Source organism: Bradyrhizobium sp. 26S5, from assembly GCF_036923295.1.
Classification (GTDB): Bacteria; Pseudomonadota; Alphaproteobacteria; order Rhizobiales; family Xanthobacteraceae; genus Bradyrhizobium; species Bradyrhizobium septentrionale.
This window is the reverse complement of record NZ_CP145948.1, coordinates 6218432-6241836: the sequence shown is the minus strand read 5'-3', so window position 1 is coordinate 6241836 and position 23405 is coordinate 6218432. Positions and strand designations below refer to the sequence as shown.

At 65.4% G+C, this 23405-nt stretch carries 24 protein-coding genes; 19 read left to right on the top strand and 5 right to left on the bottom strand.

Annotated elements, in window-relative coordinates:
• Window positions 1–98: 98 nt before the first annotated feature.
• Entirely contained in the window at window positions 99–1454 is a 1356-nt protein-coding gene (locus tag V5279_RS29425; protein WP_338690595.1) for a 3-carboxy-cis,cis-muconate cycloisomerase, read from the bottom strand.
• Between the two features lie 209 nt (window positions 1455–1663).
• Between V5279_RS29425 and V5279_RS29420 the strand changes: the two genes are divergently transcribed.
• The 9 genes from V5279_RS29420 to V5279_RS29380 all read left to right on the top strand — a co-directional run bounded on the left by V5279_RS29420 (window position 1664) and on the right by V5279_RS29380 (window position 9231).
• Window positions 1664–2110 carry a carbon monoxide dehydrogenase subunit G gene (locus V5279_RS29420; RefSeq protein WP_338690593.1) on the top strand — a complete coding sequence of 149 codons (447 nt, stop codon included), beginning with the start codon at window positions 1664–1666 and terminating at the stop codon, window positions 2108–2110.
• Window positions 2111–2278: 168 nt separating this feature from the next.
• On the top strand, window positions 2279–2764 hold the full coding sequence (locus tag V5279_RS29415; protein ID WP_166298091.1) for a (2Fe-2S)-binding protein: 486 nt from the start codon (window positions 2279–2281) through the stop codon (window positions 2762–2764).
• A 37-nt stretch (window positions 2765–2801) separates the two neighbouring features.
• Window positions 2802–3608 carry an FAD binding domain-containing protein gene (locus tag V5279_RS29410; protein ID WP_166298090.1) on the top strand — a complete coding sequence of 269 codons (807 nt, stop codon included), beginning with the start codon at window positions 2802–2804 and terminating at the stop codon, window positions 3606–3608.
• 48 nt (window positions 3609–3656) lie between these two features.
• Entirely contained in the window at window positions 3657–4565 is a 909-nt protein-coding gene (locus tag V5279_RS29405; protein WP_029081610.1) for an AAA family ATPase, read from the top strand.
• A 137-nt stretch (window positions 4566–4702) separates the two neighbouring features.
• Window positions 4703–5905: a VWA domain-containing protein gene (locus tag V5279_RS29400; RefSeq protein ID WP_338690585.1), complete on the top strand. Its 1203-nt coding sequence runs from the start codon at window positions 4703–4705 to the stop codon at window positions 5903–5905.
• Window positions 5906–5934: 29 nt separating this feature from the next.
• Window positions 5935–6258 (top strand): XdhC family protein, encoded by a 324-nt coding sequence (locus tag V5279_RS29395; protein ID WP_021077800.1) that lies wholly within the window; start codon window positions 5935–5937, stop codon window positions 6256–6258.
• Window positions 6259–6260: 2 nt separating this feature from the next.
• Complete coding sequence (locus tag V5279_RS29390) at window positions 6261–6962, top strand: XdhC family protein (RefSeq protein ID WP_338690574.1); 702 nt, start codon at window positions 6261–6263, stop codon at window positions 6960–6962.
• A complete protein-coding gene (locus V5279_RS29385) occupies window positions 6959–8563 on the top strand; it encodes a molybdopterin-binding/glycosyltransferase family 2 protein (RefSeq protein ID WP_338690572.1) in 1605 nt (534 codons plus the stop codon). Before V5279_RS29390 ends, V5279_RS29385 begins: the two co-directional genes overlap by 4 nt.
• Before the next feature lie 317 nt (window positions 8564–8880).
• Complete coding sequence (locus V5279_RS29380) at window positions 8881–9231, top strand: DUF4189 domain-containing protein (protein ID WP_338701434.1); 351 nt, start codon at window positions 8881–8883, stop codon at window positions 9229–9231.
• A 198-nt stretch (window positions 9232–9429) separates the two neighbouring features.
• On the opposite strand, the gene V5279_RS29375 is transcribed toward V5279_RS29380, so the two are convergent.
• Both V5279_RS29375 and V5279_RS29370 read right to left on the bottom strand, forming a co-directional pair.
• A complete protein-coding gene (locus V5279_RS29375) occupies window positions 9430–10053 on the bottom strand; it encodes a tetratricopeptide repeat protein (protein ID WP_338690570.1) in 624 nt (207 codons plus the stop codon).
• A gap of 112 nt (window positions 10054–10165) precedes the next feature.
• Window positions 10166–11278 carry an alpha/beta hydrolase family protein gene (locus V5279_RS29370; RefSeq protein WP_338690567.1) on the bottom strand — a complete coding sequence of 371 codons (1113 nt, stop codon included), beginning with the start codon at window positions 11276–11278 and terminating at the stop codon, window positions 10166–10168.
• A gap of 154 nt (window positions 11279–11432) precedes the next feature.
• Between V5279_RS29370 and V5279_RS29365 the strand changes: the two genes are divergently transcribed.
• The gene (locus tag V5279_RS29365; protein ID WP_029081602.1) at window positions 11433–11843 is read left to right on the top strand and encodes a DUF2000 family protein; all 411 of its coding nucleotides are present in this window, start codon (window positions 11433–11435) and stop codon (window positions 11841–11843) included.
• Between the two features lie 148 nt (window positions 11844–11991).
• On the opposite strand, the gene V5279_RS29360 is transcribed toward V5279_RS29365, so the two are convergent.
• A complete protein-coding gene (locus V5279_RS29360; RefSeq protein ID WP_338690565.1) occupies window positions 11992–12744 on the bottom strand; it encodes a DUF4239 domain-containing protein in 753 nt (250 codons plus the stop codon).
• A gap of 415 nt (window positions 12745–13159) precedes the next feature.
• Here V5279_RS29360 and V5279_RS29355 point away from each other — a divergent pair, with 415 nt between their 5' ends.
• The 9 genes from V5279_RS29355 (at window position 13160) to V5279_RS29315 (ending at window position 22278) form a co-directional block, all read left to right on the top strand.
• Entirely contained in the window at window positions 13160–13885 is a 726-nt protein-coding gene (locus V5279_RS29355) for a TetR/AcrR family transcriptional regulator (RefSeq protein ID WP_338690563.1), read from the top strand.
• Window positions 13882–14667 carry an efflux RND transporter periplasmic adaptor subunit gene (locus V5279_RS29350; RefSeq protein ID WP_338690561.1) on the top strand — a complete coding sequence of 262 codons (786 nt, stop codon included), beginning with the start codon at window positions 13882–13884 and terminating at the stop codon, window positions 14665–14667. The genes V5279_RS29355 and V5279_RS29350 overlap by 4 nt, the downstream gene beginning before the upstream one ends.
• The gene (locus V5279_RS29345; protein ID WP_166306202.1) at window positions 14664–15623 is read left to right on the top strand and encodes an ABC transporter ATP-binding protein; all 960 of its coding nucleotides are present in this window, start codon (window positions 14664–14666) and stop codon (window positions 15621–15623) included. The genes V5279_RS29350 and V5279_RS29345 overlap by 4 nt, the downstream gene beginning before the upstream one ends.
• 6 nt (window positions 15624–15629) lie before the next feature.
• The gene (locus V5279_RS29340) at window positions 15630–16793 is read left to right on the top strand and encodes an ABC transporter permease (protein ID WP_338690557.1); all 1164 of its coding nucleotides are present in this window, start codon (window positions 15630–15632) and stop codon (window positions 16791–16793) included.
• 127 nt (window positions 16794–16920) lie between these two features.
• Window positions 16921–18237, top strand: a complete 1317-nt coding sequence (locus V5279_RS29335; RefSeq protein WP_338690555.1) for an adenylate/guanylate cyclase domain-containing protein — start codon at window positions 16921–16923, stop codon at window positions 18235–18237.
• Between the two features lie 75 nt (window positions 18238–18312).
• Window positions 18313–19041: a GntR family transcriptional regulator gene (locus V5279_RS29330; RefSeq protein ID WP_338690553.1), complete on the top strand. Its 729-nt coding sequence runs from the start codon at window positions 18313–18315 to the stop codon at window positions 19039–19041.
• A gap of 47 nt (window positions 19042–19088) precedes the next feature.
• The gene (locus tag V5279_RS29325) at window positions 19089–20333 is read left to right on the top strand and encodes an MFS transporter (protein ID WP_338690551.1); all 1245 of its coding nucleotides are present in this window, start codon (window positions 19089–19091) and stop codon (window positions 20331–20333) included.
• Window positions 20334–20348: 15 nt separating this feature from the next.
• On the top strand, window positions 20349–21248 hold the full coding sequence (locus tag V5279_RS29320; RefSeq protein ID WP_414645960.1) for an amidohydrolase family protein: 900 nt from the start codon (window positions 20349–20351) through the stop codon (window positions 21246–21248).
• A 100-nt stretch (window positions 21249–21348) separates the two neighbouring features.
• Complete coding sequence (locus V5279_RS29315; protein WP_338690547.1) at window positions 21349–22278, top strand: PhzF family phenazine biosynthesis protein; 930 nt, start codon at window positions 21349–21351, stop codon at window positions 22276–22278.
• 142 nt (window positions 22279–22420) lie between these two features.
• Here the strand turns inward: V5279_RS29315 and dapD are convergent, their stop codons facing one another.
• Window positions 22421–23392, bottom strand: coding sequence for a 2,3,4,5-tetrahydropyridine-2,6-dicarboxylate N-succinyltransferase (gene dapD / locus V5279_RS29310; RefSeq protein WP_338690545.1), 972 nt, complete (start codon window positions 23390–23392; stop codon window positions 22421–22423).
• Window positions 23393–23405: the final 13 nt, after the last annotated feature.

Below are 23405 nucleotides of genomic sequence, written 5' to 3'. Positions count from 1 at the left end.
CCCCCTTGTCATGCGCGGGTTGACCCGCGCATCCATCGAGAAAAAGAGTCTCTTCCGGATGATGGATTGCCGGGTCAAGCCCGGCAATGACATCCGTGCTAATTTTCGTCCAGCGTCGCAAGCAACCGGTCGATCAGCGCTTGCGAAGAGCCCTGATAGGCCATCGGCTCGAACAGTTCTGCGATTCGCTTGGCGTCGAGATGCGCGGTGACCTTTGCATCTGACGACAGCACGTCACGCAGATGCTTTTTCTCCGCGACAGCTTGCTTGCTGGCGGCCTCGATCAGATGATGGGCATCGCTCTTGCCGATCGTCTCGGCCAGCGCCATCGCGACCGCCTCCGCCATGATCAGCCCTCCGGTCGCCTCCAGATTGCTCCGCATGCGCGCTGCATCGACCTCGAGGCCCTCGGCGAGATCGACGATCGCGGCGAGCGCGCCTGAGGTCACCAGCATCAGGCTAGGCAATGTCGGCCATTCCGCATGCCACGGGCCGGCGCTGCGCTCATGGTCCTGCACCTGCGCGGCAAAGATCGTGGCGGCGAGGTTCGGCGCCATGGTCGCGGCGCCCAGCGCGCTCGCGGCAGCAACGGGATTGCGCTTGTGCGGCATGGTGGAAGAGCCGCCGCGGCCGGCGCCGGCCGGCTCGAACGCCTCGCCGACATCGGTTTGCATCATCAGCGAAACGTCGCGTGCGATCTTGCCGCAGCTGCCGGCGAGGATGGCAAACACCGACGCGGCCTCCGCGATGCGGTCGCGATGGGTGTGCCAGGGCGCATCCGGCAGCGGCAGGTCCAACTCCCTGGCAAGCTGCGCGGCGACCACCAGACCCTTGTCGCCGAGTGCGGCGAGCGTGCCGGCGGCGCCGCCGAATTGCAGCGCCAGCGTCTCGCGGCGCAGCCGTTGCAGCCGCTTGCGGGAGCGATGCAGGGCCGCGGCATATTCGGCGAGCTTGAGTCCGAACGGCATCGGCAGCGCGTGCTGCAGCCAGGTCCGCGCCACCACCGCGGTATTGCGATGGGCGCGCGCAAGCCTGGCAAAACCGGCAACGGCGCGGTCGAGGTCGGCGAGCAGCGCATCGATGCCGGCACGCAACGACAGCATCGTCGCGGTGTCGATGACGTCCTGGCTGGTCGCACCCCAATGCACATAGCGCGCCGCCTCGGCATCCTTCTTGGCGACGTTGGCGGTCAGGGCCTTCACCAGCGGGATGGCCAGATTGCCCGACCGCGTCGCGGCGTCGGCCAGCGCGGCGAGGTCGAATGATTCGGCCTTGCAGGCGGCGGCGATCGGGCCGGCCGCAGCGGCAGGAATCACGCCGCAGGCGACCTCGGCGCGGGCCAGCGCGGCTTCGAAATCCAGCATGTTCTGCAGGATGGCGGCATCGTCGCACACCGCGCGCATCGCGGCGCTCGACAGCATCGGCGCAAGCAGGGGAGAAAGGGCTGTGCTCATGGCGCGCGACCTAACCACTGTCGCGCGCTCCTGCCAATGCCCCGCCGCTGCCGCTATTTTCAACAGCGCGGATTGCGCGATTTTGTGAACGGCGGACGGGTCTTGCTGCGGTGCGAATATGCATCGCTCATCCTCCGAAGGTGCCCTTTCCTTTGCGCCCCGGCTGCTTTACTTGGGGGAAAAGGTTCTAGCGATCGAGGAGGTCCCCCATGGCCATGACAATGACCGGCGAAGTCCAGCTTGCGGCGGCGCGCCAGGCTGTGTGGGACAAGCTCAACGATCCCGAGGTGCTGAAGGCCTGCATTCCCGGCTGCGAAGAGCTGGAGAAGACCGACGAGGGCGGCTTCCGCGCCACCGCAAAGATGAAGGTCGGCCCGGTCTCCGCCCGCTTCAAGGGCAAGGTCACCTTGAGCGATCTCGATCCGCCGAACGGCTACAAGATATCAGGCGAAGGTGAGGGCGGGGTCGCCGGCTTCGCCAAGGGCGGCGCCACCGTCGGCCTTGCCGACAAGGATGGCGGCACGCTTCTGAGCTACAACGTGGAGGCGCAGATCGGCGGCAAGCTCGCCCAGCTCGGCCAGCGCCTGATCAACGGCGCCGCCAAGAAGCTAGCGGACGAATTCTTTGCAAATTTCGCCAAAGCCGTGCAGGGTTAGCCCCGCCTTTCGGCTGGATGATTAGGGTCCGGCCATGCCTTCCCGCTATGTCCTGGATGGGTGGCTCGAACGGTTGCCCATCGCGGGACGCGCCCATATTATGCCGTCTGGAATGATTATAAACCGCCTGCTTCGCCGATATGCGGTGGGGCAGATAAGAGAGTGCTGATGGCCAAGATTTCAATGATCGTGAACGGCAATCCCGTGAGCGCGAATGTCGACCCCCGTACCCTTCTGGTCCAGTTTCTGCGCGAAAATCTGCGGCTGACGGGCACGCATGTCGGCTGCGACACCTCGCAGTGCGGCGCCTGCGTCGTGCATCTGGACGGCAAGGCGGTGAAGTCCTGCACGACGCTTGCGGTGATGGCCGATGGTCATGAAGTCAAGACCATCGAGGGGCTGGCGGCCGACGGCGCGCCGCTGCATCCGATGCAGGAGGCCTTCCGCGAGCATCACGGCCTGCAGTGCGGCTTCTGCACGCCGGGCATGATCATGACCGCCGTCGACCTCGTCCATCGCAAGGGCCACGACCTCTCCGACGAGGTGATCCGCGAGGAGCTGGAAGGCAATCTGTGCCGCTGCACAGGCTACCAGAACATCGTCGCTTCGATCGCCGCCGGCGCCAAGGCGATGGCGAAGTCGGACCTCGCTTAATCAGCAATTCGTCGCGATCTGCGATCAGGACATTCCAATGTACGAATTCAAATATCATCGTCCCGGCACCGTGCGGCAGGCCGCCAATCTGCTGGTGAAGAACGAGGACGCCAAGCTGATCGCCGGCGGTCACACGCTGGTGCCGGTGATGAAGCAACGGCTCGCCAGCCCGCCGCATCTGGTCGACCTCTCCCATATCGAAGGTCTCGACACCATCGAGATGAAGGGCCGCTCGCTGGTGATCGGCGCCACCGCCAAGCACGCCGAGGTCGCGAACTCCGCGATCGTGGGCGAGGCGATCCCGGCGCTGGCCGAGCTTGCCGGCATGATCGGCGATCCCGCCGTGCGCCACCGCGGCACCATCGGCGGCTCGCTCGCCAACAACGACCCGACCGCCGACTATCCGGCCGCGGTGCTGGCGCTGGGCGCGACCATCGTCACCAACAAGCGCCGCCTCAAGGCCGAGGAGTATTTCCAGGGCCTGTTCTCGACCGCGCTCGAGGCTGACGAGATCATCACCAAGGTGATGTTCCCGCTGCCGAAGAAGGCGGCCTATGTGAAATTCCGCAACCAGGCCTCGCGCTACGCGTTGGTCGGTGTGTTCGTCGCCAAGCGTCCGTCCGATGTCCGCGTCGCGGTCACAGGCGCAGGCTCCGACGGCGTGTTCCGCGTTACCGCGTTCGAGGACGCCTTGAAGAAGCGGTTCTCGCACAAGGTGCTCGACGGCATCCCGGTTCCGGCCGATGGACTCAACAGCGACCTGCACGGCAGTGCGGAATACCGCGCGCATCTGATCGGCGTCTTGGCGCGCAGAGCGGTGGAAGCCGCGACCGCCAAGGGCTAAGTACCAAGGCGTGACACTGCTAACCCCTGTTCGAAGACTGGCTGTTCCATGAGTGCATCGGCGTTACCCACTTCCGTCGATGCGCTCGAGGAGCTGTTGACGTCGCGCGGCTACCTCGCCGAACGGTCGCTTGCGACCGTGACCTATCTGGCGCTGCGCATGGGCCGGCCGCTGTTCCTCGAAGGCGAGGCCGGCGTCGGCAAGACCGAGATCGCAAAGGTCCTGTCGGCGGCGCTCGGGCGCAAGCTGATCCGCCTGCAATGCTATGAGGGCCTCGACGTCGCCTCCGCCGTCTACGAGTGGAGCAGCGCGGCGCAGATGATCGCAATTCGGCTGGCGGAGGCCTCCGGCGACACCGATCGCGACCAGCTCGCGAGCGACATTTTCGCCGAGCGTTTCCTGATCAAGCGGCCGCTGTTGCAGGCGCTCGAGCCCGACGTCGCAGGTCCCCCGGTGCTGCTGATCGACGAACTCGACCGCGCCGACGAGGCGTTCGAGGCGTATCTCTTGGAAATCCTCAGCGACTTCCAGGTGACCATCCCGGAGCTCGGCACCGTGAAGGCACCGGCGCCGCCGATCGTGATCATCACCTCCAACCGCACCCGCGAGATCCACGACGCGCTGAAGCGGCGCTGCCTCTATCACTGGGTGGACTATCCGATCGCCGAGCGCGAGCTCGCGATCGTCAAGTCGCGGGTGCCGGGTATCTCCGCAAAGCTGTCGCAGCAGGTCGTCCGCTTCGTGCAGGCGCTGCGCAACCAGGATTTCTACAAGTCGCCGGGCGTGGCCGAGACCATCGACTGGGCCACCGCGCTGTCCGAGCTCGACGCGCGCTCGCTGACGCCACAGGTGGTCGGCGACACGCTGGGCGCGCTGCTCAAGTATCAGGACGACATCGCGCGGATGCAGGGCGATGCGTTGCAGAAGACATTGAAGGAAGCGACGAGCGAGACGTAAGGCTCGCCTCATAACAACGCCCGTCATTCCGGGGCGATGCGAAGCATCGAACCCGGAATCTCGAGGTTCCCCGGTGCGCAATTGCGCACCTGAGGTTCACGCTGCGCGTGCCCCCGAACGACGGGAAATGGATTACGATGGCGATCAACCACCTCGCGCCTCCGACCGGCCACATGGCCGACAACGTAGTCGGCTTTGCCCGCGCGCTGCGGGCGGCCGGGCTCCCGGTCGGGCCGGGTTCGGTGATCGATGCGCTCGACGCGCTGCAGCTAATCGAGGTCGGCCACCGCGGCGATTTCTACGCCACGCTGGAAGCGATCTTCGTCAAGCGCCACGAGCATGCGCTGATCTTCCGCCAGGCCTTTGCGCTGTTTTTCCGCGCCGCCGAGGAGTGGAAGAGCATGCTGGATTCGGTGCCGCTGCCGGATCACGCCAAAAAGAAGCCGCCGCCGGCCTCGCGCCGCGTCCAGGAGGCATTAGCGCAACCGGCGCGGCACGAGGAGCGGCCGCAGGCCCAGGAGCAGGAGCTGAAACTCTCGGTCTCCGACAAGGAAGTGCTGCAGAAGAAGGATTTTGCGCAGATGACCGCGGCCGAGATCGCCGAGGTCGTCAGAGAGATCGCCAAGATGCGGCTGCCGCAGGCCGAGCTCGTCACCCGCCGCTACCAGCCGGACGCGCGGGGGCTGCGGCTCGACATGCGCCGCACCGTGCGCAACTCGCTGCGCACCGGCGGCGAGATCATCGACATCAGAAAGCTGGGCCGGATCGAGAAGCCGGCGCCGATCGTGGCGCTGCTCGATATCTCGGGCTCGATGAGCGAATACACCCGCCTGTTCCTGCACTTCCTGCATGCCATCACCGACGCCCGCAAGCGGGTCTCGGTGTTCCTGTTCGGCACCCGCCTGACCAATGTGACGCGGGCATTACGGCAGCGTGACCCCGACGAGGCGCTGGCGAGCTGCTCGTCCTCGGTCGAGGACTGGGCCGGCGGGACGCGGATCGCGACCTCGCTGCACACCTTCAACCAGCTCTGGGCCCGCCGGGTGCTCGGGCAGGGCGCCATCGTCCTCCTTATATCCGATGGACTAGAACGGGAGGCCGATGCCAAACTGGCCTTCGAGATGGACCGATTGCACCGCTCCTGCCGCCGCCTGATCTGGCTCAACCCGCTGCTGCGCTATTCCGGCTTCGAGGCCAAGGCGCAGGGCATCAAAATGATGTTGCCCCACGTTGACGAATTTCGCCCGGTGCATAACTTGACGTCCATCAAGGGCTTGATCGGGGCGCTGTCGTCGCCGCCGCCGGCGCACCACCGCAGCCTGATCCGTTCCGTAGCCTAAGAAGCCTGACCCATAAGCAGGAGGCCACCATGCTGAACCGCGACGAAGACATCCTGCAGGCCGCCGAGACCTGGCAGAAACAGGGCCATGGCGTGGCGCTCGCCACCGTGGTCGAGACCTGGGGCTCGGCGCCGCGCCCGGCGGGCTCGAGCCTCGTGATCAATGACGACGGCACCTTCTTAGGCAGCGTCTCCGGCGGCTGCGTCGAGGGCGCCGTGGTCACCGAGGCGCTCGACGTGATCGCGAGCGGCCAGCCAAAAATGCTTGAATTCGGCGTCGCCGACGAGACGGCCTGGAATGTCGGCCTGTCCTGCGGCGGCACCATCCGCGTGTTTGTCGAGAAGGTCGGTTAGCCGTGAAACTCGAGGTCCTGAAAGAGCTGAACGCCGAGCGCGCCGCGCGCCGCCCGGTCATCATCGTCACCGACACCGCCAACGGCGAGCAGCGCCTGGTGAAGGCCGCGGACATCGCCGCCGATCCGCTGCGCGCCGAGCTTTCCAAGCAGCTGCGGATGGGCAAGAGCGGCAATGTCGAGGTATCAGGCAAAAAACTGTTCCTCAACGTCTACGCGCCGACGGCAAAACTCGTGATCATCGGCGCGGTCCATATCAGCCAGGCGCTGGCGCCGCTGGCGCGCTCGCTCGACTATGACGTGACGGTGGTCGATCCGCGCACCGCGTTTGCGAGCCCCGAGCGTTTCCCCGACGTGCCGCTGGTCGCCGAATGGCCCGACGTCGCGCTGCCGCCGCTCAACGTCGATCACTATACGGCGTTCGTCGCGGTGACGCATGATCCCAAGATCGACGATCCGGCGCTGCTGCACGCCTTCGATCGCGACTGCTTCTATATCGGCGCACTCGGCTCGCGGAAGACGCACGCCAAGCGCGCCGAGCGGCTGCGGGCGCAGGGCGCCAAGGACAGCGACATCGCGCGCATCCACGCGCCGATCGGCCTCGACATCGGCGCGGTGTCGCCGTCCGAGATCGCGGTTGCGATCATGGCCGAGATCACCGCGCAGCTGCGTCTGCCTCCAAAAGAAAAAGAAGAAGCGGCATGAAGTTCGGTCCCGCCAGTCCGGCCGACGCGATTGGCGGCGTCACCGTGCATACGCTCCGCCAGGGCGCGCTGGTGCTCAAGAAGGGCACCACGATCGGCGAGGCGGAGGTCGAGGCGCTGACCAAAGCCGGCGTCAAGGACGTCGTCGTGGTGCGGCTGGAGAAGGGCGACGTCTCCGAGGACGTCGCGGCGGCCAGCATCGCGCAGGCGGTGGCGGGCGAGGGCGTCAATGTCGAGCGCGCCTTCACCGGCCGCGCCAATCTGTTCGCGGCGCGCCCCGGCGTACTGGTGGTCGACCGCGCCGCCGTCGATCGCATCAATGGCGTCGACGAGGCCATCACCTTCGCAACGCTCGCGGCGTATAAGCCGGTGGTCGAAGGCGAGATGATCGCGACCGTCAAGCTGATCCCGTTCGGCGTCGAGGGACGGCTGCGCGACGCGGCCGTCGCGGTCGCCGGCAAGGACACTTTGCGGATCGCGCCCTATGTGATCAAAAAGGTCGGCGTGGTCTCGACGCTGCTGCCGGGCCTCGCGCCGAAGGTGATCGACAAGACGCTGCGCGTCACCGCCGAGCGGCTCGCGCCCGCCGGTGCCACGATCATTGCCGAGCGCCGCGTGCCGCATGACGAGACCGTGCTGGCGGCCGCGATCAAGGAATTGCTCGGCCTGGGCGCCGAGCTCGTCATCGTGTTCGGGGCATCGGCGATCGCCGACCGCCGCGACGTGATTCCCGCCGCGATCACCGAGATCGGCGGCGCGATCGAGCATTTCGGCATGCCGGTCGATCCCGGCAATCTGCTGTTGATCGGCAGCGCCGGCGGCGTGCCGGTGCTCGGCGCGCCGGGCTGTGCGCGCTCGCCGGTCGAGAACGGTTTCGACTGGGTGCTGATGCGGCTGCTCGCCGGCATCAAGGTGACGCGGTCGGATCTCACCGGCATGGGCGTCGGCGGCCTGTTGATGGAGATCGTGACGCGGCCGCAGCCGCGCACCGTGCCGGACACCGAAGGCAACCGCAACGTCGCGGCGATTGTGCTCGCGGCGGGACGTTCGACCCGGATGGGCGGCCCGAACAAGCTGCTCGCTGAGCTCGACGGCAAGAAGCTCGTGCGCATCGTCGCCGAGCAGGCGCTGGCCTCGAAGGCCTCGGAGGTGATCGTCGTCACCGGGCATCAGTCCGACCTGGTCGAGCAAGCGCTGGCGGATCTCAAGGTGAAGTTCGTCCGCAATCCGGATTTCGCCGGTGGCCTCGCCAGTTCGGTGAAATCAGGCATCGGCGCGGTCTCCGACGCCGCCGACGGCGCGATCGTCTGCCTCGGCGACATGCCGCTGATCGATGCGCAACTGATCGACCGCCTGATCGAGACCTTCGAGCCGGACCGCGGCCATCTGATCGCGGTCCCCGTCAGCGAGGGCCGCAGCGGCAATCCGGTACTGTGGTCGCGGCGCTTCTTCAGGGAATTGATGACGCTCGACGGCGACATCGGCGCCCGTCATCTGATCGCCAAGCATGCCGAGGTGGTCGCCGAGGTCCCGGTCGAAGGCAACAGCGCCTTCCTCGACATCGATACGCCGCAGGCGCTGGAAGCGGCAAGGCGGGGATAGCTCCATCCGCCGTGGTCCCGGCCTAGTGCGCAATTGCGCACGGCGGCCGGGACCCATTACCACCGAACGTTGTTGTCGCCGGGGAAGCTCCTCAGCCTCGCAAGGCAATCTGCATTTGTGGTTATGGGTCCCGGCCCCCCGTGCGCAATTGCGCACTAGGCCGGGACGACGAGTGGATTGGACTCGCTCTCAACCCGTCATTCACCATCTGGAAACGACCCCCGCGTAGAGTCCGCGCCGGGTTCTGGGGGATTTCCGCTTTGATCATTTCGACCGCCGCCGCGCAGCGTCGCGCGCTGACGATTCTTGTCCTGACATTGCTGATTGGCGCCACGCGTTTCACCGTGGACAATATTGTCCCCAAGGCTCACGCGGCCGGCGCGTTCGCGGTCGGCAAATGCGGTGCCTATGGCCAGGCCTATGACTATCCGGCGGAGGGCGCGGCGCGTGCCGCGGCGCTGAAGCAGTGCAAGGGCGACTGCACCACCGTGACCATGAAGCGCGCCTGTGCCGCGCTCGCGATCGACATGAAAAATCCCTGCGGCGCGCACGGCTATGCGGTGGCGCCGAAGATCTCGAGCTCGCTGAATGCCGCGACCAAGAAGTGCTACGAATTTGGCGGCAAGGAATGCGTGATCCGCGCCTGGGCCTGCGACGCCAAGGGGTAGACCAACGGACTCCGCATCACCTTGCCCCGCGTGCGGGGAGAGGTCGGAACGCATCGCAGGATGCGTTCCGGGTGAGGGCGAGTCTCCGCAAATGCAGCCATCACCGAATGCGCGGAGACAGCCCCTCACCCCGACCCTCTCCCCGTAAAGAACGGGGAGAGGGAGCGCAGCCCCGTCGCGGTCGCTATTCGACCCGACTCATCGCGTTCTAGCGGTCGACGTGCGGGTCGATCTTCTTCGCCGCCGCGATGTCTGCCTCGCCGGCCGCAACATCGCCCTGCTGGCGTTTGGTGATGCCGCGCCAGTACAGCGCCGCGGCGGAGGCCGGTTGCAGCCGGAGCGCTGAATCGAATCGGCGACCGCATTGTCGTATTTGCCGGTTGCGAGAAACACGATGCCACGGCCGATCAAGGCGAGATCGAAGTCGGGCGCGAGCGCGGCCGCCTTGCTGTAGTCGGCCAGCGCATGGTCGTAATCCTTCCGCACCAGATAGATGTCGCCGCGCGCCCCGACCGCAAAGGCATCGCTCGGATCGAGCCGGATCACCTGTTCGATATCGGCGAGGCTGCGGTCGAGATCGCCGGTCTGCGCATAGGCCTGGGCGCGGGAGGTGAGGGCTTTTGCGAGATCCTTGCCGGTGAACTTGCCTAACGTGATTGCCTCGGTACATCCCGCGACTTGCACGTCCCAAGCGACGTCAGGCTTTCCGGTGCATCTCGTATCCAGCGCGGTCTCAGCGCGCGCATGCGCCGCTGGCCAAGCCAGGGCGAGGGCGGCGCCGATCATCCAGGCGGAAGACTTTGACGAACGGCGTTTCGCCATCGATGAGGTCCGAATGACAAGGTTCGGGCATCGCGAAGCCGCATGCCCGCCCGTTTGTCGCGGGCGGGGAAAGGCAGGTTCAGGGATTTGGTGCTGGAGCATCCAGCGCCGTTCAGTTCTCGCCAACGTGCTGTCCAACGGCATAGACATGGCACGCGCTGTCCTTGTTGGAGCACTCCGCGATGGCATTGTCGCGCGCTTCGGCGACCGCCCGGCCGTTGCTGGAGCCGCAGCCGCCCTTGTCGTCGACGGCAAAGGCCTTGGCATCGCTGCGATAGCTGGTGTAGCGGGCAAACATCTTCTGGCAGCCCGGCGAAAGACCGGGCGGTGCAGGAAGCGCGGCGGGCTCCGGCAGATCGATCGCAACCGCGCTCGGCAGCTTCAGTTCGGCCAGGAACGGCTCGACGATCGGCAGCCATCTGCTGGCCGCGCCCTCGGTGACGAGGTCGTGGCCGTTCTTGCCAAAGGGCGGCAATATCTGCAGTCGGGCCGGCGCGCCGCCGGCCGTGTAGGCGGCGAACATCTGGCGCGCCAGATCGGGACCGTAAAACTGGTCGTTTTCGGCATAGAGCCAGAGCGCGGGCACGCGCACAGCGCGGCTGAGCGCCGCCACGGTTTCGACGAGACGCTCAGGCGCACAAGGTTCGCCTGGCTTGACCGTTGAGTGGTAACCGCCGTCAAAGTTCACGATACCCACGACCCCGGCCGGATTGCGCTCCGCGGCGGCGAGCATGGTCAGCCCGCCGGTGGAGTGTCCGAGCAGCAGGATGTGATCGCCGTCGACCCAGGGCTCATTGCGCACCGCTGAGATCGCCGCGATGACATCGTCGGCGCCGATGCGCACCCCTGAAGTGTAGTCACAGGGCGCCGGCAGTCCCTCCGAATAGCCGCCGCCCGATCGTCCGAAGCCGCGGCGCATGATGGAGAGCGTCGCGTAGCCGCGCTGCGCCAGTGCGACAGCGGCGAGGTTGAAGCTGATCGGCGTGCGTCGTGTGATCTTATCGAAGAAGCCTTCGCCGCCGCTCGGCGTGCCATGCGTCATGATCACCAGCGGAAACCGGCCGGGCCGATCCGGGCGAATGACGTAAGCGTCGAGCGTCAGGTCCTTGCCGGAGATGTTGACGGGCAACAGCAGCGGCGCGGCGATCAGGCCGGGCAGCAGGCCGCGGTCCTCGGCATGCGCGACGGTGACGAACGACAGCAGCAGCGCGAGCAAAATTCGCATGTCAAACCCTCAGGGCAGGGGCCGCGAGCGAGCCTTATCATGGAGCCGCGCGATGCAGCGAGGAGAAAGCAGCGTCCGGCTGCTGCGAATATGAAGGCAAGGTTTGCATCGCCGGGACTGGTCTGAACCGGCGTGTTGCCGCTAAACTCCCACGATGCAGTTCGACACCAAGATCGCGGTCGTGATCCGCACCGACCTGGAAGTCTGGCAGAAGCTCAACGTGGCGTCCTTTCTGGCCGGTGGCATCGCGGCTTCGTTTCCCGAATGTATCGGCGACAATTACGAGGACGGCTCGGGGACCAGATATCTCTCCCTGATCGGCCAGCCGATCCTGATCTACGGCGCCGACCGTGCGCAGCTGTCGCGAGCGCTGGAGCGCGCGCTGGCGCGCGACGTGCGGCCGGCGCTCTACACCGAGGACATGTTCAGGACCACGCATGATGCCGCCAACCGCGAGGTGGTGAAGGCGGTCGCGCGCACCGAACTCAACCTGGTCGGCCTTGCCTTTCGCGCCGAGCGCAAGGTGGTCGACAAGATCCTCGATGGGCTGAAGTTTCACACGTAGCGGGCTGCGGGCGTAGCATCGGTAGAGCGTAGCGAAACCCATCAATCATGTCCGCGGCGCGAATGATGGGTATCGCTTCCGCCTTCGCTCTGCGAGCTACGGCGAACAAGCCGCTCCATCCTACGGATCTACCGGTGCAGGCCGGCGATTATCGGCTCGCCTCCTTGTCGGGCATGATTTGCAGCAACGGCGTCGGCGCAATCGATATCTGACCCGTGAATGGCCGATCATGCGCGGCAATCAGCAGAGCCGATGTGGCCGCCCCCGTCGCGAACAGTCCCATCGCGATGGCCGATCCCAGCCGATTGTCGCAGTGAACAAGGGCAATGACCAGCAACTCGCAGATGGCCTGGAGGTAGAGGCACCACCACTTGACCGAGTTGACTTCCGACTGACTGACGATGATCCGTTGTCGTCGCGCATCAAGCGCCGAATTCAGCGCGGTGATGATCTCGTGCTGCGTCGTCTGCTGGCCAGGGCTTTGCGCAGGCATGGACACGACAAGCCGCAACGCCGCGGTCAGTGCGGGAGGTGCCGCCTTGAGTGAAGCCGCCTGGCGCGCCATCATGGGCCATTCCACGGCGACAGTTTCTTCGACGTAGTCGCGAACGAGGTCGCGCAAGCGCGCCTCCTGCTCCGGCGGCAAGCCGCCAGCGAGCAGGATGACTGCCCGCAGCGAACTGGCTTCGCGGCTCACCGCCGCGGTGGCGCGATCACTGTCATTCCAGACCTGTGCCGCGGTGAAGGCGACAAACAGGCCGAAGATGATGCCGAGCACCGGCAACACGCCGGGAGAGATCGATTTGAATGACGGTGCTCGCGCCTTGGTCGACAGGATCGCAACGCCTGCGAAAACAAGAATGGCAAGAAGATAGGTGAAGCCGAAGACGATGAAGGCCATCCACGGCACAGAAAGGTTGTGTAACCAATCGCTCATTGGTGTTTCCCCCGCCGATCGCTTGTATCAGCTCCCGCTGCACCCGCGAGAACGTAAAACTGCGTCCCCACCCGCACTGTCATCGCCCGGCTTGCCGCCTTCGCTAAAGCTTCGCCGTGCCGGGGCTTCGTGGCCTCGTCGAAGCCTTGGCGTAGACGGGACCGGGCGATCCGGTACGCCGCGGCCTCTCGACTCAAGCACTGACGTCTCTGGAATACTGGATCACCCGCATGCGCGGGTGATGACACCGAACAATGACGGCGAGAGATGGGGTTCAGGCGCGTCCTGACGACCTGCCGGCGGGTAGGAACACTTAACGTCACGGGACGTCTTCTTCCATCATATTGACAATGACTGACCAGTCAGTCATAATACGAGCATGACCAAGCGCATGAAAAAGCTGACCCGCACCCCGCCTGCCAGGCGCCGGACCACCATCCGGGCCGCCGCGGCGAGGGTCCCGAAAATCACCTCGGCCAAACTGTCCGAGCCGAAGCTGGCCGCGAACCGCGCCGAGAAATCGGCGGAGCGGCGCGCGGCGATCGTCGAGGCGGCGATGGACGAGTTCATCGCGCGCGGCTTTGCCGCGACCCGGCTCGACGACGTCGCCAAGCGGGCGGGCGTCGCCAAGGGCACGCTCTACCTCTACTTCAAGGACAAGGAGTCGATGTTCGAGGAGCTGATCCGCACCGCGCTGGTGCCGCTGATCGGCCGCATGACCGCGCTGCCGACGATCACCGGTCCCGTGCGTGACGCGGTGGAGGGATTTGCCGAGACCTTCATCCGCGAGATCGTCTCGACCCGGCGCGGCGACATCATTCGGCTCATCGTCTCGGAGGGGCCGCGTTTTCCGGCGATCGCCGATTTCTATTTCCGCGAGGTGGTGTCGAAGGGCCTCGCCGGCATGAAGGCGCTGGTCCAGCTCGCGATCACGCGCGGCGAGATCAAGCACCGCGAGCTCGGGCAATTCCCGCAACTGGTCGTGGCGCCCGCGATCGTCGCGGTGATCTGGCAGAGCCTGTTTGCCCGGCACGCGCCGCTCGACGGGCTCGCGATGTTCAAGGTGCATCTCGATCTGATCTTCGGCGAACGGAGGACAACATGACCTCGTCGCTCATGATGAAGCTTCTGACCGTGGTCGCGCTGGCGGCGGCGCTGGCCGGTTGTCAGGAAAAGCGGGATCCCGGCTTCCAGGGCTGGGTCGAGGCCGACATGATCTTCGTCAGCCCGGACGAGTCCGGCCGCGTAACCAAGCTGAATGTGCGTGAGGGCGACGAGGTCAAGCCGGGCGATCAGCTCTATTCGGTCGACGACGATTTGCAGCGCGCCGATCTCAACCAGAACAACGCGACACTGGCGAACGCCCAGCAGAGCTACGACCGCGCGGCCTCGCTGCGCGGCACCGGCGCCGGCACCCAGGCCAATCTGGATTCCGCGCTCTCGGCGCTGCGCGTCGCGGAGGCCCGCGTCGTGAGCTCGCAGACGCGGCTCGACCGCCGCAAGGGCTTTGCGCCGATCGCAGGCGCGATCCAGCAGATCTATTTCCGCGAGGGCGAGATGGTGCAGGCGCAGCGGCCGGTGCTGTCGATCATGCCGCCCGGCAACATGAAGCTGCGCTTCTTCGTGTCGGAGGCCGAGTTGCCGAAGCTCGCACTCGGCGACGAGGTGAGAGTGACCTGCGACAATTGCGCCGCCGATCTCACCGCAAAAATCTATTTCATCGCCACCACGGCGGAGTACACGCCGCCGGTGATCTACAGCCTCGATGAGCGCAACAAGCTGGTCTATCTGATCCAGGCGCGGCCGAGCCGGCCCGATGTGCTGCGCGTCGGCCAGCCGATCAGCATTTACCTCAATCCCAAGACGCCGTTGGCGGACCGCAGATGAATAGCGGCCCGACCAGCGCGCGGCCCAACGCATCCGGCATCGCGATCGATGTGAAGGGCCTGAGCAAATCGTTCAGCGGGCGCGAGGTGGTCCATGACCTGTCGATGCAGGTCAAGCGCGGCTCGATCTACGGCTTCCTCGGTCCCAACGGCAGCGGCAAGACCACGACCATCCGCATCCTGTGCGGCCTGTTGACGCCCGACAGCGGCGAGGGCACCTGCCTCGGCTACGATATCAGGCGCGATGCCGACAAGATCAAGCGCAAGGTCGGCTACATGACGCAGCGCTTCAGCCTGTATCAGGATCTGTCGGTGCGCGAGAACCTGGAATTCGTGGCGCGACTCTATGGCATGCCGGATGCGCGCGGCGCCGCGCGCGACATGATCGCGCGCATCGGCCTCAAGGGCCGGGAGGAGCAGCTTGCCGCCAATCTCTCCGGCGGCTGGAAGCAGCGGCTTGCGCTCGGCGCCTGCACGCTGCCCAATCCGCAATTGCTGCTGCTGGACGAGCCGACCGCTGGCGTCGATCCCAAGGCGCGGCGCGATTTCTGGAACGAGATCCACGCGCTCGCCGCCGACGGCCTGACCGTGCTGGTCTCGACCCATTACATGGACGAGGCCGAGCGCTGTCACGAGATCGCCTATATCGCCTATGGCCATCTGCTGGCGCACGGCACCGTGGACGAGGTGATCGCAGCCTCCGCGCTGTCGACCTGGACGGTGACGGGCGAGGATTTCAACGGGCTGATGACCGAGCTCACGGGCAAGCCCGGCGTCGACATGGTGGCGCCGTTCGGCACCAGCCTGCACGTCTCCGGCCGCGACAAGGCCGCGCTCGAGGCCGCCATCGCGCCCTACCGCGACAATCTGAAGTGGCGCTGGCAGGCGAGCGAGCCGTCGCTCGAAGACGTCTTCATCGACCTGATGGGTCGCTCCAAGGACAATTTTCAAGGATAGGTTCCGATGAGCGCAACGGACACGATCCACAATGACGAGACCAGGGAGCCTGCATTCGGCTTCTGGCGGCGCAGCTACGCGATGCTGGTCAAGGAATTTATCCAGCTTCGCCGCGATCGCGTCTCGTTCGCCATGATCATCATGCTGCCGGTGATGCAGCTGACGCTGTTCGGCTACGCTATCAACACCACTCCGCGCAACCTGCCGACGGCGGTGCTGACCCAGGAGGACAGCGATCTCGGGCGTTCGATCCTGAAGGCCATGCAGAACACCGCCTATTTCCGTTTCACCCGCGAGGTCCACACCGTCGCGGAGTTCGACGATCTCTTGCAATCCGGCAAGGTGCTGTTCGGCGTCGAGATCCCGCGCGGCTTCGAGCGCGCGGTGCGGCGCGGCGACAAGCCGGCGCTGCTGGTGGCGGCCGACGCCACCGACCCGGTGGCGTCGGGCTCTGCGCTCGGCGCGCTTGGGCCGCTGGTGCAGTCGGCGCTGGCGCACGACCTGCACATCGGCGATCCGCCGGAGATGCCGTTCGAGATCCGCGCCCATGCCCGCTACAACCCGGCGGCGGACTCGCGCCTCAACATCGTGCCCGGCCTGGTCGGGACCATCCTGACCATGACCATGCTGATCTTCACCGCGCTGTCGGTGACACGGGAGATCGAGCGCGGCACCATGGAGAGCCTGCTGTCGATGCCGATCAAGCCGGTCGAGGTGATGTTCGGCAAGATCATCCCCTATGTGCTGGTCGGCTTCATTCAGGCCACGCTGATCATCGCCATCGGCATCGTGCTGTTCGGCGTGCCGATCCTCGGCAGCCTCACGCTGCTGGCACTGCTGACCACGCTGTTCATCACCACCAATCTGTCGATCGGCTACACATTCTCGACCATCGTGCAGAATCAGCTGCAGGCGATGCAGCTCTCGATGATGTTCTTCCTGCCGAGCATCCTGCTGTCCGGTTTCATGTTTCCGTTCGCGGGCATGCCGGTCTGGGCGCAATATATCGGCGAGGGGCTGCCGCTGACCCATTTCGTCCGCATCGTCCGCGCCATCATGCTGAAGGGCGCCGCCATGCAGAACCTGCAATACGACACCATCGCACTCGTCGCCCTGATGCTGTTCGCCATGACGGTGGCCGTGACGCGCTTCCGCCGCACGCTGGATTGAGGCAGAATGGACGTGACAATTCATTCCGGGGCGCCTCGAAGAGGCGAACCGCAGATGCGCAATTGCGCATCGGGGAATCTCGAGATTCCGGGTTCGCTTCGCGCCCCGGAATGACGGGCGAGGGGAAATGGCCGGGTTCTGGGGTAATAAGGACAGCGCGGGAAGCGGCGCGACAGTCGCAACGGATTTCCATCACGCCCTGATGCGCGAGGTGATGACCACCGAGCTGCTCCGCATCAAGGTGCTGATCGCCATTGCCGCAGGATTCTCGGTGATCACGTGTACGATCTACCTAATTGCCCCTGAAGCGCTGGTCCGGGTGTGGCACGGAAATTTCAAGCCGTCCTATCTCTATTCCGTCATTGCGCCGTTCATCCTGTTCGAATTGTGGGTGCATGGCGCGATCACCAGGCACATGAAGCAGGACCGCGACCTGCCGGTGTTCAGGCGCTATGTCGGCGCCCTGATCGAGACGTCGATGCCCACCGTCGCGCTTGCGCTGCATATCGACAGTATGGGCCCGGTCGCGGCGCTCGGCTGGGTCGCTCCGCTGGTCTATTTCATTTTCATCATCGCCTCGACCTTGCGGCTCGATTTCTGGCTGTCGGCGTTCACCGGCCTCGTCGCGGCCTCGCAGCTGTTCTGGATGGCGATGTATTATCGCCCCGAGGGAACGCTCGATCCCGCGCCGGATTTCTTCTATCACGCCGCCCGCAGCGTCGTGATTCTGGTCTCGGGCATCCTTGCCGGCGCCGTCGGCCGGCAACTGCGGCTTCAGTTCGGCGCCAGCATCATGGCTGCCACCGCGCGCGACCGCATCACCAACCTGTTCGGCCAGCACGTCTCGCCGCAGGTGGTCGAACGTCTGATGACGGAAGGCGCCTCGACCGGGAGCGACATCCGGCGCGTCGCCGTGATGTTCGTCGATTTCCGCAGCTTCACCGCCGGCGCACGCACGCGCTCGCCGCAGGAGGTGGTTGACAGGCTCGACGGCGCCTTTGCCGTGCTGGTCGAGATCCTCGATCGCCATGGCGGCATCGTGAACAAGTTTTTGGGCGACGGCTTTCTCGCGCTGTTCGGCGCACCGTTCGAGGCCGGCGATGCCGCGCATCAGGCGGTCGCCGCCGCGCGCGAAATGCTCGCGGCCAATGAACGGTCCAACGCAGCGTCGAGCTGGCCGCTGCGCATCGGGATCGGCATCCATATCGGCGAGGTGGTGGCCGGCAATATCGGCTCGCCGCGGCGCAAGGAATACACCGTGATCGGCGACACCGTGAATTTCGCCGCCCGGCTCGAAGCGCTCAACAAGGAACTCGGCTCGCAGTTTTTGATCTCGTCCGCGGTGCGCGACGCGCTCGGCGAGGAATGCAAGGACGCCGTCTCGCGCGGCGAGATCCCGGTCAGGGGTTACGAGCACCCGGTGCCCGTCTGGCAGCTGGGGTAGGCGCCACTATCGGAAATAGATGGAGGTATCAAAGTAGTGATTGACCTCTAGTCATATACTCATATAGATGACTAGATGAATTCAGCCCTCGACGACCGCCTGCCGCGCTACCAGCGTCTCCGCGACGATCTCGCCGCGCGCATCAACCGCAATGAATGGCGCCCGGGGGACCTGATCCCATCGGAGGCCGAGCTCGGCGCGCATTACGGCGTCGCGATCGGTACCGTGCGCAAGGCGATCGATCAGCTGGTCAACGACGGCGTGCTGGAGCGCCAGCAGGGCCGCGGCACCTTCGTGCGCCGCGCGCGGTTTAATTCCTCGCTGTTCCGCTTCTTCCACTTCCAGTCCGAAAGCGGCGAGCGCCGCGTGCCGCGGAGCCGCATCCTGCGCCGGAAGGCGATGCCGGCGACCTCGGCGGTGGCGTCGGCGCTGCGCATTCCCGCGGGTGAGCCCGTGATCAGCCTGTCGCGGCTGCGGCTGATCGACGACGTGCCGCTATTGGCCGAGGAGATCTGGCTCGAGAGATCGCGGTTCGAGGCGATCCTCGCCCTCGCGACCTCCGAGTTCGGCGACTTGCTGTATCCGCTCTACGAGGACCGCTGTGGCCAGGTCGTGGTCTCGGCCGATGAAATCCTCACCGTCGAGATCGCGACCGAGATGCAGTCGCGCCTGCTGCGGCTCGAGGCCAACGCACCGCTGATCGTGATCGAACGCCTGGCCTTCGATCTGGAGCGGCGGCCGATCGAATGGCGCCGCTCGCGCGGGCCGGCGGATCGCTTCCGCTACCACGCCGAGATCAGGTGAGCGCGGCAGTCAAACACAACAACAGACAAAAATCACAGGGAGGAATGATGGCAAACTGGTACAGCGAATGCTCGCCGCTCGAACGGCGTACCTTCTGGGCAAGCTTTGGCGGCTGGGGGTTAGATGCGCTCGACGTCCAGATGTTCAGCCTCGCCATTCCGGCGCTGATTGCAGCCTTCGGGATCAACAAGGCCGACGCCGGCCTGCTTGGCTCGGTCACGCTGTTCTTCGGCGCGTTCGGCGGCTGGCTTGGCGGTGCGCTCGGCGACCGCTTCGGCCGGGTGAAGGCGCTGCAGATCACGGTCGCGACCTTTGCGCTGGCGACCTTCGCCTGCGCCTTCGCGACAAGCTACCCCCAGCTGCTGGTGCTGAAGGCGATCCAGGGCATCGGCTTCGGCGCCGAATGGGCCTGCGGCGCGGTGCTGATGGCGGAGATCATTCGCGCCGAGCATCGCGGCAAGGCGCTCGGCGCGGTGCAGAGCGCCTGGGCGGTCGGCTGGGGCGCGGCCGTGCTGCTGTCGGCGCTGGTCTTCACCTATGCGCCGGCCGAGATCGCCTGGCGTATCCTGTTCGCGGTCGGCCTGATCCCGGCGCTCTTGATCCTGTACATCCGCCGCGGATTGAAGGAGCCGCCGCGCGCCGCGTCGCGCGAGGCCGAGCCGCCATTCTTCGCCACGCTCGCCGGAATCTTTCACCGCGACGTGCTGCGTGCGACCTTGATCGGCGGCTTGTTCGGCATCGGCGCCCATGGCGGCTATGCGGCGCTGACCACGTTCCTGCCGACCTATCTGCGCGAGGTGCGGCATCTCTCGGTGCTCGGCTCCAGCGCGTATCTTGTCGTGATCATCGTCGCGTTCTTCTGCGGCTGCGTGGTGTCAGGGATCATCAGCGACCGGATCGGGCGTCGCGCCAATGTGACGCTGTTCGCCGCCGCCTGCGTCGTGACGGTGCTGGTCTACATCTTCGCGCCGCTCTCCAATTCGCAGATGCTGGTGCTCGGCTTTCCGCTCGGCTTCTTCTCGGCGGGCATTCCCGCCAGCATGGCGGCGCTGTTCAGCGAGCTCTATCCGGCCGGAGTGCGCGGCACCGGCGTCGGCTTCTGCTACAATTTCGGCCGCATCGTCTCTGCGGCGTTCCCGTTCCTGGTCGGCTATCTCAGCGATCACATCGGCCTTGGTGCGGCGATCGGGATCGATGCGGCCTTCGCCTATTCGCTGGTGCTGGTCGCTGTGCTGATGTTGCCGGAGACCCGTGGCAAGGTCTTCGAGCAGGTCGCCGCCACGCGCGCGTGATGATGAGGGACGATGATGACATCACGCGAACATGGGGTGACGCGGCGCGGGTTTGCCGCGGGATTGATTGGCGCTGTGGCAGTAGGCGGACTGGAGAGCAGGGTGAGGGCTGAGGTGCCGCAATCAGCGATCGATACCCACGCCCATGTCTTCCATCGCGCCCTGAAGCTCGCGCCGGGCCGGCGCTATGCGCCGGACTACGACGCGCCGCTTGATCTCTATCTGCAGCAACTCGACCAGAACGGCATCACCAATGGCGTGCTGGTGCAGCCGAGCTTTCTCGGCACCGACAATTCCTATCTGGTCGAATGCCTGAAGGCGACCAACGGCCGGCTGCGCGGTATCGTCGTGGTCGACCTTGCCGTTGCGGCCGATGAGCTTCGCGCGCTCGATCGCGCCGGCGTGGCCGGCATCCGTCTCAATCTCGTGGGCCAGCCGCTGCCCGATCTGACGTCGTCGGAGTGGACGGCGCTGCTGGCACAGATCAGGACGCTCGACTGGCAGGTCGAGATCCAGCGCAACGCGAGCGATCTCGCGATGTTCGCGCCAGGGCTGCTCGACCAGGGCGTGAAAGTTGTGCTCGATCACTTCGCCTTGCCCGATCCAAAACTCGGCATCGACGATCCCGGATTCCAGTCGGTCCTCAAGCTTGGCGCGACGCGAAATGTCTGGGTGAAGATTTCGGCGCCTTATCGCAACGGCGCGGCCGGCGAGGCATTTGCGAAACAGGCCTATCCGCTGTTGCGCACGGCCTACGGCGTCGACCGGCTGCTGTGGGGCAGCGACTGGCCGCACACGCAATTCGAGGCGACGCAGAGCTACGCGAAGAACCGCAAATTCCTCGACGAGCTCGTCACCGATGCCGATGAGCGCGCGCGCGTGCTCGCGTCACCGCGCGAGCTGTTTCGCTTCTAGCCCGCGCGTGATTGCACCGAGTGCTCTGAAGGGCGTCGTTGCTTCTGTGCTACGATGGCGCCATCGGTCGCGAGTGACCGGGAGCACAGGGGCCAGCAAGATGCAGCGGCGCTATATCACCGTCGACGTTTTCACCGACCGCGCCTTCGGCGGCAACCCGCTCGGCGTGGTGCTCGACGCCGGCGGGCTGTCGACGGCGCAAATGCAGGCGATCGCGACCGAGTTCAACTATTCCGAGACGACCTTCGTCTTGCCGCCGCAGGACAGGGACAACGACGCCCAGGTTCGCATCTTCACGGTGCGCTCGGAAATTCCGTTCGCCGGCCATCCCAATGTCGGCACCGCCTTCGTGCTGGCGAGCCAGGCGGCGAAGGCGCCGCCGCGATTGCGGTTCGAGGAGAAGGCGGGTCTCGTGCCGGTCGAGATCCTGTCCGACGGCGGCCGGGTGATCGGCGCCGAGCTGACGGCGCCGCAAGCCTTGCAACGCACGAACGAGGTGAGCGCGGCGGATGCCGCCGCCTGCCTGTCGCTGTCGGCGGACGACGTGAAGACCAATCGGCATGCGCCGCAGGTCGTATCGGTCGGCCTGCCGTTCCTGGTGGTCGAGATCGCCTCGCGTGCGGCGATCAAGCGCGCCCGGCCTGATGCTGCGGCGTTTGCCAGGGTGTTCCCGCGGATCGGCAGCGACGCCATCTATTTCTATACAAGCGACGTGCCGGCGAGCGAGCAGCCGCTCGACCTGCAGGCGCGCATGTTTCATCCCGGTGCCAGCGGCCTGTCCGAGGATCCCGCCACCGGCAGCGCGACCGCGGCCTGCGCAGCGCTGCTCGCCGACATCGATCCCGCGCGCGACGGCGAGTTGCGCTTACGGATCGGGCAGGGTGTCGACATGGGGCGGCCGAGCCTGTTGCTGACGCGGGTCCGCAAGCAGGGCGGCGCGATCAATTCGGTGCATGTCGGCGGCGGCTGCGTGAAGATGATGGAGGGGACGATCAGCGTCGCGGGGGAGGAGGGTGAGAGCCGAAGCTAGGGCGCGTACTCACAAGTTCTCATGATGTCTGCTTCGCTCCGATAACGGCCGCTTTGTGCAGCAGCAGCAAATGACGCGAGGGGTCAGAAGGCGACATCGTTGACGCGCCACATGTCGCCGACGACGTCTTCGAGTGAGCTGCCTAGCTGTGAAGTTGCGAGTTGAGGCCGTCCCAATTTTGGGTGCGTCTGGTTGCCTCAAGAGCGCCGCTCTGCGAATTACGACGAAAAAGAAGACCCTTCTGGCCTGAGAGTTCTTTGGCTTTCAGTACTCGGCCATCTTCCAAAAGGATGCGCGCGCCTGCCGTGACATAACAGCCCGCTTCGACGATACAATCGTTACCCAATGAAATGCCGATACCGGCGTTGGCTCCGATCAGGCAGCGCTCACCAACTGTAATCCTCTCTTTCCCTCCTCCGGACAGAGTGCCCATGATCGACGCTCCGCCACCAACGTCGCTGCCACGTCCCACAACCACACCGGCGCTTATCCGGCCTTCGACCATGCAGGGACCGAGCGTACCTGCATTAAAATTGCAAAAGCCTTCATGCATGACGGTCGTGCCCGGCGCCAAGTAGGCTCCGAGCCTTACGCGATCCGCATCTGCAATTCTCACGTCAGCAGGCGTCACATAGTCAGTCATGCGCGGAAACTTATCCACGCCTGTCACCTCAAATGCGAGAGCACGCTTTCGTGCCAACATTCGTGCTTCCGGTACACGAGAGCATTCACAGGGACCGAGGGTCGTCCAGGCAACGTTAGGTAACAGACTGAAAATTCCGTCAAGGTTCAGGCAGTTCGGCTGGACGAGCCGGTGGCTTAGTAGATGGAGTCGAAGATATGCGTCGTGCACATCAGTCGGCGCAGATGCAAGGGAGTCGATTTCCGTACGGATTGGAACGATATCGACATTGCGGACGTCGTCGTGTGGCGCATATCCGTCCGCCGATTCACCCAACGATCTTTTGAGTTCGTCCGTCGTCAGCCGTACCGTTGCCGCCTTGTCGGCCTCCACAATCAGGCGCAGCTGAAGAAACCAGGAATCTAACACGCGACCGTCAGCGGCAATCGTCGCAAATCCCTCGCCTCTCGCGCCCTTCAGCTCCATCGCCATTTGAATTGCTCAC

Coding starts and splice junctions, on each gene's coding strand:
- V5279_RS29425 (WP_338690595.1), bottom strand. CDS start 1,454: ATGAGCACAGCCCTTTCTCCCCTGCTTGCGCCGATGCTGTCGAGCGCC.
- V5279_RS29420 (WP_338690593.1), top strand. CDS start 1,664: ATGGCCATGACAATGACCGGCGAAGTCCAGCTTGCGGCGGCGCGCCAG.
- V5279_RS29415 (WP_166298091.1), top strand. CDS start 2,279: ATGGCCAAGATTTCAATGATCGTGAACGGCAATCCCGTGAGCGCGAAT.
- V5279_RS29410 (WP_166298090.1), top strand. CDS start 2,802: ATGTACGAATTCAAATATCATCGTCCCGGCACCGTGCGGCAGGCCGCC.
- V5279_RS29405 (WP_029081610.1), top strand. CDS start 3,657: ATGAGTGCATCGGCGTTACCCACTTCCGTCGATGCGCTCGAGGAGCTG.
- V5279_RS29400 (WP_338690585.1), top strand. CDS start 4,703: ATGGCGATCAACCACCTCGCGCCTCCGACCGGCCACATGGCCGACAAC.
- V5279_RS29395 (WP_021077800.1), top strand. CDS start 5,935: ATGCTGAACCGCGACGAAGACATCCTGCAGGCCGCCGAGACCTGGCAG.
- V5279_RS29385 (WP_338690572.1), top strand. CDS start 6,959: ATGAAGTTCGGTCCCGCCAGTCCGGCCGACGCGATTGGCGGCGTCACC.
- V5279_RS29375 (WP_338690570.1), bottom strand. CDS start 10,053: ATGGCGAAACGCCGTTCGTCAAAGTCTTCCGCCTGGATGATCGGCGCC.
- V5279_RS29370 (WP_338690567.1), bottom strand. CDS start 11,278: ATGCGAATTTTGCTCGCGCTGCTGCTGTCGTTCGTCACCGTCGCGCAT.
- V5279_RS29365 (WP_029081602.1), top strand. CDS start 11,433: ATGCAGTTCGACACCAAGATCGCGGTCGTGATCCGCACCGACCTGGAA.
- V5279_RS29360 (WP_338690565.1), bottom strand. CDS start 12,744: ATGGCCTTCATCGTCTTCGGCTTCACCTATCTTCTTGCCATTCTTGTT.
- V5279_RS29355 (WP_338690563.1), top strand. CDS start 13,160: ATGACCAAGCGCATGAAAAAGCTGACCCGCACCCCGCCTGCCAGGCGC.
- V5279_RS29350 (WP_338690561.1), top strand. CDS start 13,882: ATGACCTCGTCGCTCATGATGAAGCTTCTGACCGTGGTCGCGCTGGCG.
- V5279_RS29345 (WP_166306202.1), top strand. CDS start 14,664: ATGAATAGCGGCCCGACCAGCGCGCGGCCCAACGCATCCGGCATCGCG.
- V5279_RS29340 (WP_338690557.1), top strand. CDS start 15,630: ATGAGCGCAACGGACACGATCCACAATGACGAGACCAGGGAGCCTGCA.
- V5279_RS29335 (WP_338690555.1), top strand. CDS start 16,921: ATGGCCGGGTTCTGGGGTAATAAGGACAGCGCGGGAAGCGGCGCGACA.
- V5279_RS29330 (WP_338690553.1), top strand. CDS start 18,313: ATGAATTCAGCCCTCGACGACCGCCTGCCGCGCTACCAGCGTCTCCGC.
- V5279_RS29325 (WP_338690551.1), top strand. CDS start 19,089: ATGGCAAACTGGTACAGCGAATGCTCGCCGCTCGAACGGCGTACCTTC.
- V5279_RS29320 (WP_414645960.1), top strand. CDS start 20,349: ATGACATCACGCGAACATGGGGTGACGCGGCGCGGGTTTGCCGCGGGA.
- V5279_RS29315 (WP_338690547.1), top strand. CDS start 21,349: ATGCAGCGGCGCTATATCACCGTCGACGTTTTCACCGACCGCGCCTTC.
- dapD (WP_338690545.1), bottom strand. CDS start 23,392: ATGGCGATGGAGCTGAAGGGCGCGAGAGGCGAGGGATTTGCGACGATT.